Source organism: Arthrobacter sp. E1SS-5 (assembly GCF_057073715.1).
Map to the genome: position 1 here is coordinate 518,112 of NZ_CP172703.1, position 12,508 is coordinate 530,619.

The 12,508-nt window shown below is 66.5% G+C and carries 12 protein-coding genes; 5 read left to right on the forward strand and 7 right to left on the reverse strand.

The features are described 5' to 3' along the window. Positions 1 to 188: 188 nt before the first annotated feature. The 4 genes from ACIGJD_RS02580 (at position 189) to ACIGJD_RS02595 (ending at position 3,821) form a co-directional block, all read left to right on the forward strand. Positions 189 to 1,478, forward strand: a complete 1,290-nt coding sequence (locus ACIGJD_RS02580; protein WP_142131297.1) for an adenylosuccinate synthase — start codon at positions 189 to 191, stop codon at positions 1,476 to 1,478. 177 nt (positions 1,479 to 1,655) lie between these two features. Beyond that, positions 1,656 to 2,048 (forward strand): YegP family protein, encoded by a 393-nt coding sequence (locus ACIGJD_RS02585; RefSeq protein ID WP_483688163.1) that lies wholly within the window; start codon positions 1,656 to 1,658, stop codon positions 2,046 to 2,048. A gap of 271 nt (positions 2,049 to 2,319) precedes the next feature. Further along, complete coding sequence (locus ACIGJD_RS02590) at positions 2,320 to 2,871, forward strand: RNA polymerase sigma factor (protein ID WP_483688164.1); 552 nt, start codon at positions 2,320 to 2,322, stop codon at positions 2,869 to 2,871. Next, positions 2,868 to 3,821, forward strand: coding sequence for a hypothetical protein (locus ACIGJD_RS02595; protein WP_483688165.1), 954 nt, complete (start codon positions 2,868 to 2,870; stop codon positions 3,819 to 3,821). Before ACIGJD_RS02590 ends, ACIGJD_RS02595 begins: the two co-directional genes overlap by 4 nt. Before the next feature lie 60 nt (positions 3,822 to 3,881). Here ACIGJD_RS02595 and ACIGJD_RS02600 read toward each other — a convergent pair whose 3' ends face one another. The 7 genes from ACIGJD_RS02600 to ACIGJD_RS02630 all read right to left on the reverse strand — a co-directional run bounded on the left by ACIGJD_RS02600 (position 3,882) and on the right by ACIGJD_RS02630 (position 11,761). Continuing rightward, entirely contained in the window at positions 3,882 to 4,376 is a 495-nt protein-coding gene (locus ACIGJD_RS02600) for a CoA-binding protein (protein ID WP_483688166.1), read from the reverse strand. Beyond that, positions 4,373 to 5,719: an O-acetylhomoserine aminocarboxypropyltransferase/cysteine synthase family protein gene (locus ACIGJD_RS02605; protein ID WP_483688167.1), complete on the reverse strand. Its 1,347-nt coding sequence runs from the start codon at positions 5,717 to 5,719 to the stop codon at positions 4,373 to 4,375. The genes ACIGJD_RS02600 and ACIGJD_RS02605 overlap by 4 nt, the downstream gene beginning before the upstream one ends. Continuing rightward, a complete protein-coding gene (gene sfnG, locus ACIGJD_RS02610) occupies positions 5,719 to 6,903 on the reverse strand; it encodes a dimethylsulfone monooxygenase SfnG (RefSeq protein ID WP_483688168.1) in 1,185 nt (394 codons plus the stop codon). Before sfnG ends, ACIGJD_RS02605 begins: the two co-directional genes overlap by 1 nt. Then, positions 6,900 to 8,852, reverse strand: coding sequence for an acetate--CoA ligase (acs, locus tag ACIGJD_RS02615; RefSeq protein ID WP_483688169.1), 1,953 nt, complete (start codon positions 8,850 to 8,852; stop codon positions 6,900 to 6,902). The genes sfnG and acs overlap by 4 nt, the downstream gene beginning before the upstream one ends. After that, positions 8,843 to 9,745 carry an ABC transporter permease gene (locus tag ACIGJD_RS02620; RefSeq protein ID WP_483688170.1) on the reverse strand — a complete coding sequence of 301 codons (903 nt, stop codon included), beginning with the start codon at positions 9,743 to 9,745 and terminating at the stop codon, positions 8,843 to 8,845. The genes acs and ACIGJD_RS02620 overlap by 10 nt, the downstream gene beginning before the upstream one ends. After that, positions 9,745 to 10,797 carry an aliphatic sulfonate ABC transporter substrate-binding protein gene (locus ACIGJD_RS02625; protein WP_483688171.1) on the reverse strand — a complete coding sequence of 351 codons (1,053 nt, stop codon included), beginning with the start codon at positions 10,795 to 10,797 and terminating at the stop codon, positions 9,745 to 9,747. The genes ACIGJD_RS02620 and ACIGJD_RS02625 overlap by 1 nt, the downstream gene beginning before the upstream one ends. Positions 10,798 to 10,945: 148 nt before the next feature. Then, positions 10,946 to 11,761 carry an ABC transporter ATP-binding protein gene (locus ACIGJD_RS02630; protein WP_483688172.1) on the reverse strand — a complete coding sequence of 272 codons (816 nt, stop codon included), beginning with the start codon at positions 11,759 to 11,761 and terminating at the stop codon, positions 10,946 to 10,948. Positions 11,762 to 12,080: 319 nt separating this feature from the next. Between ACIGJD_RS02630 and ACIGJD_RS02635 the strand changes: the two genes are divergently transcribed. Continuing rightward, positions 12,081 to 12,506, forward strand: a complete 426-nt coding sequence (locus ACIGJD_RS02635) for a CoA-binding protein (protein ID WP_483688173.1) — start codon at positions 12,081 to 12,083, stop codon at positions 12,504 to 12,506. Positions 12,507 to 12,508 lie beyond the last annotated feature (2 nt).

The following is a 12,508-nucleotide window of genomic DNA, read 5'->3' on the forward strand; positions in this document are numbered from 1 at the left end:
GCCAACAATGGACAAAGTGCCCCATCGGCTAAACTTGGGTGGTAAGAGCCCCGGGACTCTTCCTTCGCCGTGCCGCGCTGCGGCCGCGCGAAGGCCGGTATGTTCGGGGCATTCTCATGAACGGCGCTGCATGGGCCTGCCACCTGGTGGCCGGACCCGGGCAGCCCGAACGAATGGGGGAGGATCCCATGCCAGCAATTGTGATCGTAGGAGCCCAGTGGGGCGACGAAGGAAAAGGCAAGGCCACCGATTTGCTGGGCGGCCGTGTTGACTACGTCGTCAAGCCCAACGGCGGCAACAACGCAGGGCACACCGTCGTCGTGGGCGGTGAAAAGTACGAACTCAAACTGCTGCCGGCGGGCATCCTCAGCCCCAATGCCGTTCCCATCATCGGCAACGGCTGCGTGGTGAACCTCGAGGCCCTATTCCAGGAAATCGACGGCCTGCAGGCCCGCGGCGCCGACACCTCCAAGCTGCGGGTCTCCGCCAACGCCCACCTGGTAGCCCCGTACCACCAGGTCCTGGACAAGGTGACCGAGCGTTTCCTCGGCAAGCGTGCCATCGGCACCACCGGCCGTGGCATTGGCCCCGCTTACATGGACAAGGTGGCGCGGCTGGGCATCCGGGTCCAGGACGTCTTTGACGAATCCATCCTCCGCCAGAAGGTGGAAGGCTCGCTGCGCCAGAAGAACGAACTCCTGGTCAAGGTCTACAACCGCCGCAGCGTGGTGGTGGACGAGATCGTGGAGTACTTCCTGTCCTATGCTGAGCGGCTCCGCCCGCTGGTCATCGACAGCACCCTGGTCCTGAACTCCGCCCTGGACGAAGGGAAAGTGGTGCTGATGGAGGGCGGCCAGGCCACCTTCCTGGACGTGGACCATGGCACCTACCCGTTCGTGACCTCCTCCAACCCCACCGCCGGCGGCGCGTCGGTGGGCTCCGGCATTGGCCCCACCCGGATCTCGCGCTCCATCGGCATCATCAAGGCCTACACCACCCGCGTTGGCGCCGGCCCGTTCCCCACGGAACTCTTCGACGAGATGGGCATGTACCTGCAGAAGACCGGCGGTGAGTTCGGCGTCAACACGGGCCGGCCGCGCCGCTGCGGCTGGTATGACGCAGTCCTGGCCCGTCACGCTTCCCGCGTCAACGGCTTCACGGACTACTTCGTGACCAAACTGGACGTGCTCACCGGCATCGAACAGATCCCCGTGTGCGTGGCCTACGACGTTGACGGTGTCCGCCACGACGAGATGCCCATGACGCAGACGGAGTTCCACCACGCCAAGCCGATCTTTGAGTACTTTGACGGCTGGACCGAGGACATCACCGGTGCCCGCACCCTTGCGGACTTGCCGGAGAACGCCCGGAACTACGTGCTGGCACTGGAAAAGCTCTCCGGCACCCGCTTCTCCGCCATCGGCGTAGGGCCGGACCGGGACCAGACCATCGTGGTGAACGACCTCATCAACGACTAACCTGCGCTTCGAGCGCAGGATGACGACGGCGGCAGGCCACCTTTGCGGGTGGCCTGCCGTTTGCTTTGGGACTGGGGTGGAAGCAATTTACAAAGGCTTAACGCCGCCGGTCTTGTGAGGCGGTTGGCGCGGCCGCCACACTCGGTAGTACCCCCTGGTGCCCAAGGAAGGACTGACATGGCCGGAAAATTCGAAGCATTCGTCGACGCTGATTCGTTCTTCCGGTTCCGGCTCCTGGCCCCTGACGGGGGAGTAATCGCGGTCTCCGGTCCCTACGAAGATAAAGCATCGGTGGCAGCCGGGATCGCCGCGGTACGCGAATGTGCCGGCACCGGCCTGGTCACCGACCTGTGCCCCACGGGAGCCGTAACCCGTCCCGGAACCCCGCCCGCTGCGGAAGCCGCCGCCAGGGCCGCGGAAGCCGCCGCCAGGGCCGCGGAGCCGCCGGCCGCCGTCGTACCCGTCTGCGGCGAAGCGCGCATGCCCGTCAGGCTGCACGCATTTGCGCTGGCCAAGTCGCCCCGGCGGCAGGCCACTTCCCCTCGGTGGACCAGGGCAGCAGCCCGCTGAAAAAACTTTTGGAAGTTTTTTTGAAAACGCGTAACCCTTCCGGCAGCGTTGGCGATTACCCCTATGAAGTGCCGGTCTGGAACCTGTCCCCCATCACGTTCCAGACCGGCTCTTTTATCTTTCCCCGTGGGTAGCTTCCCAGCACCGGCCCGTCCCGGGCACCGTGGCGTTCCGGCAGGGTGGTTACCGGAGGGTAGAGTGGGGGCCAGCGTTCCGGATGTACTGAGCGCTTGCCTTGCCAACACCCTCTTTGACGGAAAGCACTACGTCAGTGACCGATGCACACACAGACGAGGCTCCGGAGCGGCCAGTTTCCAGTACCGCTGCCTTCAGCCTCGTGTACAGGACATACGCATCACAGGTACTGGGCTATCTCACGGCCCGGGGAGTCGAGGATCCGGAGGCCGCCATGCAGGAAGTGTTCCTTTCGGTGCTGCCCAGGCTTGACACCGTCCATGGAGGAGAAGCCGGGCTCAAGACATTCATCTTTTCCGTGGCCCATGCCCGGATGGTGGATGACCACCGCCGCCAAAGCCGTACTCCCGCCAAGCTGTCCTTCGAGCCCGAACTCGACCAGCGCGAAGACACCTCTGCGGAGAAGGAAGCCCTGCAGCGCATCTCGCCCCGGGAGGTCCTTGGGTTGCTGGACGGACTGCCCCAGGACCAGCGGGAAGTGTTGTCGCTCCGGCTGGTGGGCGGCCTTTCCATAGAACAGACAGCGGAAACCATGGATAAGAGCGCCGGTGCGGTGAAACAACTCCAGCGGCGCGCCTTGCTCAAACTCCGGGAACTTAGGGCAGTGAAGGAGTATCTCACGCCATGACATCCGCCTCGGATAACCTCGCCACCCTGGTGGATGGCATGCTCCAGGACGCAGGCTGCGGCCAGGACGCGGAACTCCGTGACGCCCTGCTCTCCCTCGGCACCCTGGCATCGCTGCGCGTACCCGCTCCCACCGGGGAGCTGGCCGCATTGCTTGCTGCCGGTGTGCCGCCAACGGCTGGAGTGCCTGATGCAGGTGAGCCGACCGCAGAGCAACCAGGCCGGACGCAGGAGCAGCCTGGTGACCAGCCGCAGGATGAACTCGCCCGACGCCGTCGCCGCCGCCACCGCCCCACCGCGCTGGGCCTGGTGCTGGTGGCCGGGATGGGACTGGGCGTCGGCGGAGTTGCTGCCAGCACCACTGCTCCTGAGGGCAACGCCATTGGGCAACTGCTGGAGGAGTGGGCGCCGTGGAGCCGGCCGGCCGCGGACGCGTCCGCCGCCGGGGAAGGTGCCGGGGGCATGCGGGCAGGTTACCGCGCCCCTGAAGTGGCGGAAGACGGTGAACCCGCTTCGACCGCTGCTCCCGGCGGGGCCGCCGATGCCACGAATCTTGCCTCCCGGTTCCTGCGGGGTGCTGCAGGCCTGTCCGGAAACTTCCCGCCATGCACCGCCCCGTTGCGGCACGACGCCGAAACCGGTCCAGCGAAGTGCGGGGCGACCGGGGGCAACGGCGCATCCGGGGCACCTGCACAGGGCAATGGGTCCGGCAGCGCCAAGGACACGGCCGGACCGGCCGGAGATGTAGTTCCGGCGGCACCGGGCGCGCAGGGAGCGGCGAAGGCCGACCCGCCGTCGGCCGGCACTCCAGCCGGGGCTCCAGGCACAACGGGTGCCGGCGCGCAGAAGCCGGGAGGCTCCACGGGCAATGCGGGGCAGGGCCAGCCCCAAAGCCAGACACAAGGCGGAAGCCCGGGCAACGCGCAGAAGGGCGCCTCCCCGTCCAAATAGCCCTTAAGACGAAAGCGGGCCCGTGCCAACGGGCCCGCTTTCGTTATTCGAGCGGAAGCGTTAGGCCAGGACCTGGCGCTTGGAGGAAACCACGCCGGTATCGAAACCGGCCAGGTGAAGTCCGCCATGGAAGCGCGCGTGCTCGATCTTCACGCAGCGGTCCATAACCACATTGAGCCCCGCGGCTTCCGCGGCTGCTGCCACGCCTTCATGCCATGAGCCCAGCTGAAGCCAGAGCGTCTTGGCGCCCGCGGCCACCGCCTCGTCAAGGACACCGGGAAGGTCGTCATGCTTGCGGAACACGTCGACAATGTCCGGGCGTTCCGGAAGGTCCGCCAGCGAGGCGTAGGTGGGCTGGCCCAGGATCTCCTTGACCACCGGGTTGACGAAGTACACCTTGTAGCGCGTGGAGGACAGCAGGTAGGTGGCCACGAAATAGCTGGCGCGCGACGGCTTGTCCGACGCTCCAACAATCGCAATGGACTTCGCCTGCCGGAGCAGGGAGAGCCGCTCCGGCGCGGACGGGCCAGTCCAGGTACGTTGGGCGGTGCTCATGCGGTTGCTCCGATCGTGCAGGCTTCTGCGGATTCTTCAGGGACGGCTCCGGGCACTGCTTTGGACGCCTCTGTGAGCGCCTGGTCCAGGTCCCACAGGATGTCCTCAATATCCTCGAGGCCAACCGAGATGCGGACCAGGTCCTCCGGCACACCCGCCGACTCCAGCTGTGCCGCACTGAGCTGCTGATGGGTGGTGGAGCCGGGGTGGATCACCAAGGTCCGGGAGTCGCCCACGTTTGCCAGGTGCGATGCCAGCTGCAGGGACTCGATGAACTTCTGGCCGGCAGCGCGCCCGCCCTTGACCCCGAAGGAGAACACCGAGCCGGGGCCCTGCGGCAGGTACTTGCGTGCCCGTTCGAAGTGCGGGTGCGACGGCAGGCCGGAGTAGTTGACGTAGGCCACCCGGTCATCGTTTTCCAACCATTCGGCCACGGCCTGTGCGTTCTTCAGGTGCTCGTCAAGCCGCTGCGGCAGGGTTTCAACACCCTGGAGCAGCTGGAACGCGGACTGCGGCGAAAGGGCCGGGCCAATGTCCCGCAGCTGTTCAGAGCGGAGCTTGGTAAGGAAGCCGTACTCGCCGAAGTTGCCCCACCAGGAGACGTTGCCGTAGGAAGCCACCGGCTCGGTCATGGTGGGGAACTTGCCGTTGCCCCAGTTAAACCGGCCGCTTTCCACCACCACGCCGCCCAGCGTGGTGCCATGGCCGCCCAGGAACTTGGTGGCGGAGTGGATCACGATATCGGCGCCGTGTTCGATGGGCCGCACGAGGTACGGCGTGCTCAAGGTGGCGTCGACCACCAGGGGGATGCCGGCGTCGTGCGCCACCTTTGCCAGCGCCGCAAGGTCCTGGACCTCCGACGACGGGTTGGCCACCGCCTCCACGAAGATCGCTTTGGTGTTGTCCTGGACCGCCGCGGCGTAGTCTGCGGGGTCCGTGCCGGGGACGAAGGTGGTGTCAACGCCGAACCGGCGGAGGGTCACGTCCAGCTGGGTCACCGTGCCGCCGTACAGCTGGGAGGCTGCCACGATGTGGTCTCCCGCCTGGGTCAGGGCAGCGAAGGTGATGAATTCGGCAGCCATGCCGGACGACGTCGCAACCGCTCCGATGCCGCCTTCCAGGGAGGCGATGCGCTCCTCAAACGCCGCCACCGTGGGGTTGCCGATGCGGGAGTAGATGTTGCCGTACTTCTGCAGGGCGAACAGGTTGGCGGCATCGTTGGTGTCCTTGAAGACGAAGGACGTGGTTTGGTAGATGGGGACGGCACGGGCGCCGTGCTCGGCGTCGGGGGTGCCGCCCGCGTGCAGGGCGCGGGTGCGGAAACCGAAGGTACGTTCAGCCATCAGACAGCCACCGCCTCGGCGGCCGGGGTGGGGACGAGCTCGGTGCCGTTCTTGCGGGCCAGGTCGGCCTCCAGTTCGCGGACAATCGGGAGGATGTCCCGGCCGAACGCCGCCACCTCCTCTTGGAAGTGCAGGTAGCAGGTGAGGAACAGGTTCACGCCGATCTTCTTGTATCCAACGATCCTTTCGGCGATCTGCTCCGGGGTGCCGATCAGCTGGGTCTTGAAGCCGTCGTTGTACTGGATCAGGTCCTCGAACGTGGAGTCGGCCCACATGCCCTTGCCGTCTTTGGTGGAAGCACCGGCTTCCTGGACGGCGTCGCGGAAGCCCTGGACGGCCGGCTTATGTGCCTTCTCCACGATCTCGCGCAGGGTGTCCCGTGCTTCCTTCTCGGAGTCGCGGGCGATGACGAAGCCATTCAGTCCGAACCGGGGAGCGGCCAGCTGGCCCGGTGTGCCGCGGCGGGCTTCACCGGCCGAGGCGACGACGCCGGCGATGTTCTCCTTGAAGCCCTCCAGGTCCTTGCCGTTGGAGAAGTACCAGTCAGCCACGCGGCCCGCGGTGGCCTGGGCCGCGGTCGAGTTGCCGCCGAAGAAGATCTCCGGGTGGGCGCGGCCCGGAACGTCCACCGGGCCGGGGTTCAGGGTGAAGTCGGTGATGTTGTAGTACTTGCCGGACTGGCTGTACTCCTGCTCGGTCCACAGGCCGCGCAGCACGTTGATGAATTCCTCGGTGCGGACGTAGCGTTCGTCGTGCTCCAGCCACTCCAAGCCGAAGTTGGTGAACTCGCTCTTCAGCCAGCCGGAGACGATGTTCACCGCGGCGCGGCCGTTGGAGATGTGGTCCGCGGTGATGATGTACTTCGCCAGCACGCCGGGGTGCCACATGCCGGGGTGGACCGCGGCGATCACCTTGAGCCGCTCGGTGGCAGCCAGCAGGGCCAGGCTGAACGAGGTTGCCTCGTGCTGCTTGTCCGCCCCGTAGGAGGCGGCGTACCGGGTCTGGGTCAGCGCGTACTCGAAGCCGGACTCCTCCGCGATGCGCGCCAGCTTCTTGTTGTAGTCGAAGTCCCAGCCGGTGCGCTGCTCGATGGTGGATACCACCAGGCCTCCGGAGACGTTGGGTACCCAGTAGGCGAACTTGAGGGGCTCGGAGAGACGTGCGACGTTGCTGATGTCTGTCATGATTCTTCCTTCGGTAGGGCCCGCTGGTGCAGGACTTCCTGAATGCCGGCAATGGCCGGCTCGTTCTGGAGTGAGGTAGTGTCGCCCAGGGGTGTTCCTTCGAACAGTTGGGTGAGCAGCCGGCGCATGATCTTGCCGCTGCGGGTCTTGGGAACGTCAGGGACCACGACGACGTCGCGCGGCTTGGCGATGGGGCCGATCTCCTTGGCGACGTGGTTGCGGAGGGCTTCGGCACAGTCAGCCGGGGACCCGGCCTTCAGCACCACGAACGCGACGACGGCGTGCCCCGTTTTCGGGTCCGCCACCGGGCAGACGCCGGCTTCCACCACGTCAGGATGCGAGACCAGGGCGGACTCGATCTCGATGGTGGAGAGCAGGTGGCCTGACACGTTGAGGGTGTCATCCACCCGGCCCAGGATCCAGATGTCGCCGTCGGAATCGTATTTGGCGCCGTCGCCGGCCAGGAACCAGCCCTGGTCCGCGTACTTGCTCCAGTAGGAGTCGAAGTAGCGCCGGGGGTTTCCCCAGACCGTGCGCGCGATGGCGGGCCCGGGGGAGTCGACCACGATGTTTCCCTGGACTCCGGGCGCAACGGTGGTGCCGCCGTCGTCCACGATCCTGGTGCTGACGCCGGGCAGCGGGCGTGCCGCGCAGCCCGGCTTGAAGCTGGTGTCCGTGGGGGCGGGGGAAAGGATGGTGGCGCCGGTCTCTGACTGCCACCATGTGTCCACCATGGGAGCGGTGCCGGCGCCCACGTTCTCCCGCAGCCAGCGCCACGCCTCGGGGTTGACGGCCTCGCCCACGGTGCCCAGCAGGCGGATGGAGGACAGGTCGTAGGTGTCCGGAACGCCTTCCGGGAACCAGCCCATGAGGGACCGGACCAGTGTGGGCGCGGTGTAGTACTGCGTCACGCCGTAGCGTTCGATGATCTCGAAGTGCCGGCCCGGGTGCGGGGTGTTGGGCGTACCCTCGAAGATCACCTGGGTGACGCCGTTGGAGAGCGGGCCGTAGATTTCGTAGGTGTGGGCCGTGACCCAGGCAAGGTCGGCGGTGCACCAGTGCACGTCCCGGTCCCGCAGTGCCGGATCCGGGTTGCTGAACAGATGCTCGAAGCTCCACGAGGCCTGCGTGAGGTAGCCGCCGGAGGTGTGCACCAGGCCCTTGGGCTTGCCGGTGGTGCCGGAGGTGTACATGATGAACAGCGGTGTCTCGGCGTCGAACGTCTCCGGCTCGTGGACATCCGCGGCGGTGTCGACGACGTCGTGCCACCACACGTCGCGGCCTTCCGTCATGGGGACGGTTGCCAGTTCGGCTGCCGGGGTGGTGCGGTTGACCACCAGGACGTGCTCAATGGCGTTCTCGCCGGCGACGGCCGCGTCGGCGTTGTCCTTGACGTGAACGGCGACGCCGCGGCGGAACTGGCCGTCCGTGGTCACCAGCAGCTTGGCGCGGGTGTCCTCCACCCGGAACTTCAGCGCCTCGGCGGAGAAGCCGCCAAACACCAGCGAGTGGATGGCGCCGATCCGCGCCACGGCGAGGGTGATGATGATGGTTTCGGGGATGACCGGAAGGTAGATGACCACCCGGTCACCCTTGGTGATGCCCAGTGCCAGGAGGGCGTTGGCCGCCTTGGATACCTCGCGCTGGAGCTCCGCGTAGGTGATGGAGCGGCGGTCGCCGGGCTCACCTTCGAAGTGGAGGGCCACCTTGTTGCCGCGCCCGGCAGCGACGTGCCGGTCCACGCAGTTTACGGCCACGTTCAGTTTGCCGCCCTCGAACCAGGTGATGCCCGGGCCGCGGCCCGCCTCAGCGTCTGCCGGGATCCAGCGGTGCGCGGTGTCCCAGGGGGTGTCCCAGTCGAGGCGCAGCGCCTGCTGCTCCCAAAAGGCAACGTTGTCCGGGTGTACCCCCGCGTTCAGGTCCAACGTTTCGGTGGTGCTCAAGCCCATCGTTTCACCGCCCATTTTTCGGCCAGGCCCAGCAGGGCGTCGGTAATTTTTCCAATCACTGCCAGCATCACGATGGCCAGGAGAAGCCGGTCCGTGCGGCCGTTGTTTTGGGAGTCAATCAGCAGGAAGCCCAGGCCCATGGAGGACGCGATGAGCTCGGCTGCCACCAGGAACAGCCAGGCCTGGGCGAGGGCCAGGCGCAGACCGGAAAACACGGCAGGGACGACGGCGGGCAGCTGCACGGTGGTCAGCAGCCGGATCCCCTTGAGGCCGAAGGCACGGGCGGCTTCCACCAGGTTGCGGTCCACGTGCCGCAGCGCCAGGGAGACGGTGGTGAAGACCGGGAAGAAGGCGCCGATGATGATGAGCGTGACCTTCGAGTCCTCGCCAATCTTCATCCACAGGATCAGCAGCGGCACCCAGGCGAGGGACGGCACTGCCCGGAGGGCGCCGATAGTGGGTGCCAGCAGGGCGTCGGCGAGTTTGGACAGCCCCACGGTTGCGCCGAGGACCAGGCCCAGGGCCGCGCCCACCAGGAATCCGATGAGGACCCGCTGGGTGGAGATGGCGATGTGCGTTCCCAGTTCGCCACGGTCCACGAGCTCGCCGGCAGCGGACAGCACCATGGCCGGCGGGGGGAGCTGGACTACGGTGAACATCCCGCTGGTGGAGGCGAGCTGCCACGCTGCCAGCAGGGCTGCCGGAATGATCAGGCCAAGGGGCAGACGCGCCCAGTTCCTGGAACGGACTCCGGCGGGAGACCATCCCGGTGCCGGAGCGGGTGCCGTGCCGGCACCCGTCTGGGCGGCGTCTGCCGCGGTTGCGGTGGCGGCTGCAGCACGCCCATCCGCAACACTTGCGCCGGTGGTGTGGGGCTCTCCTGGGTAGCTCATCAGGAGGCCTTGATGGCTGATGGATCAGCCTTCTTCACCAGCGAGTCGTCGAGAAGGGAGGCTACGGCGTCGTCAATCTGCTTCTGCGTCTTGACGTCGCCGGTTTCCACGAAGGTGGGGCCGATCTTCTCCAATACTTTGCGCTGGGCGTCACCCGGTGCCGGGTTGACGTCCAGGTTGCTCCGCTCCAGGACCACGGTCTTGGCCACGGAAAGGTCCAGGCCGGCTACGTCTGCCAGGATCTGGGCGGTCTGATCCGGGTTCTGCGCTGCCCAGGCACGGGCCTTTTCATAGGCGTTCACCACGGCCTGGGCCAGTTCAGGCTTGTTTTTCAGGAAGGATTCGGTGGCGTTGAGGAAGCCGTAGGTGTTGAAGTCCAGGTTGCGGTAGAAGAGCTTGGCGCCCTTCTGCTCCGCCCCTGCCATGATCGGGTCCAGCCCGGACCAGGCCTGGACCGAGCCATTCTCCAAGGCGGTCCGGCCGTCGGCGTGCTGCAGGTTCTGGACGGTCACGTCCCCGGGCTTCAGTCCGGCCTGTTCCAGTGCCTGCAGGAGGAAGAAGTAGGGGTCGGTGCCCTTGGTAGCGGCCACGGACTTGCCCTTGAGGTCGGCCACGGACTTGATGTCCGAGCCGGCCGGTGCCACCAGGGCTGCCCACTCCGGCTGCGAGAAAATGTCGATGGTCTTGATTTCCGAACCGTTGGCCCGTGCCAGGAGAGCCGCGGATCCGGCGGTGGATCCGACGTCGATGGCCCCGGAACGCAGCGCCTCGTTGGCTTTGTTGGACCCCGCGGACTGCACCCAGTTCACGGTGACGCCCTGGTCCTTGAGGCTGGCCTCGAGCCACCCCTGCTTCTTGATCACCAGGCTCAGCGGGTTGTAGGTGGCGAAGTCGATATTCAGGGTTCCACCGCCCTTGCTGCTGCCGGCCGCGGCGGCACTGCCGGAGGAACCTTCACCTGCAACGCATCCGGTGAGTGCCAGGACCGTGGAGACGGCAAGGGCTGCTGCGCCAAGGACTGAACGGCGGGAGATGGGCGATGCGTGCGGCATTGGTTTCCTTTGGAGGCGGGTGATGGAACGGTGCGGAAATAGATGGTGCGGAACTGGGTTGGCCAGGCGGTGCCTGCCAAGGCGGTAAAGCGCGACGGCGTCGCGGGGCAACCCGGGTGAGTGTGGGTTTTGGCGGGGTCAGAAGCGCCTAGTGCCCGTCGACGCCCAGCGTTTCCAGGAGCGAGCTGCGCATGAGGGCGAGTTCGGCTGAGGCGCGTTCGCGTGGCCGGCTGCCGGGCACCTCGACGGTCCTGACGATGGTCGCACCCTGCCCGGCGGCGTCGGGGCCGAGGACGATGATGCGGTCGGCGAGCTGCAGGGCCTCGTCCACGTCGTGGGTGACCAGCAGGACGGTGGTGGGTTCTTGGCGGTGGATGTCCAGGAGCAGGTCCTGCATCTTGATCCGGGTGAGGGCATCCAAGGCGCCGAAGGGTTCATCGAGCAGCAGGACGCCGGGATTGCGGGCCAGTGCCCTGGCCAGGGACGCGCGCTGCGCCATGCCGCCGGATACCTCGCGCGGGCGGTGCTTGGCGAATTTCTCAAGCCCCACCAGTTCCAGGAGGCGGGCCACCTTGGCCTTCCCCTCCTTCGCGCTGCATCCGGTGGGAAGGCCGATGGCCACGTTGGCCTGCAGTGTGTGCCAGGGCAGCAGCCGGGGTTCCTGGAAGGCGAAGGCGCAGCGGGGATCGATGCCGTGCACCGGGGTGTCCTCGATCACCACGGAACCGGCGCTCGGGAAGTCCAAGCCGGCCGTGGCGCGCAGGAGCGTGGACTTTCCGCAGCCGGACGGTCCCAGGATGGCCAGCACTTCCCCTGCCGCCACATGGAAGGTCACATCGCGGAGGACGGTATGGGCTGCGGGGCCGGCTCCGAACGTGCGGCGCAGGTTCCGAAAGGATACGGGGAGGGCAGGCGCGTGGGCGGGGTTCGCTCCGGCAGGAAGGGGCGACAAAACTGCGGTCATAGGATCACTCCATCGGTCCTGGCAGTAGCACCCTACGGAGGCAGCCTTCGCCGGAGTGGTCAGTTCCGGTACCCACGGCTGCAATCCTTGCTATCGCCGGGGCCGTTGGGGAGCGTCCGGCGACCAGGGTTGCTGCGGCGTCATCGATCCAGGTCTCTCGGCCGCTCGGGATGGTCAAGCACCACTACACCGTAATGAATCTCCGAGAGCAAACTCTCGCGCGCGGCGCGTAATATTCGTTCACGGAGGAATCGGTAAGCAATTATCGGTCTTTTATTCGACGCCGCTGCCCAGTCAAAGTGGAGCGTAGGCTAATCCCATGGGCCACACGAACGATCCTGCAGTCATTGAACGCCTCATGCGAACCAAGGGGCGTTGGGCCATCGTGGGTTTGACCACCAATGAATGGCGTGCCGCCTATGATGTCTCGCTGTTCGTCCGCGACCGGCTGGGCATGGAGATCATCCCCGTCAACCTGCCCGGCGACGCTGTCCACGGCGAAACCGGGTACCGCACCCTCGGTGACATTCCCGCCGAAAAGCGGCCCATCGACGTCGTCGATTGCTTTGTGAACTCGCAGAAGGTAGGCAGCGTGGTTGACCAGGCCATTGCCGTGGGGGCCAAAGCTGTGTGGCTGCAGCTGGGCGTCATCGACGAGGCTGCCGCGGAGCGCGCCAAGGCTGCAGGGCTGGACGTGGTGATGAACGCGTGCCCCGCCCAGCTCGCGTGGAAGTACAACCTTTAGGG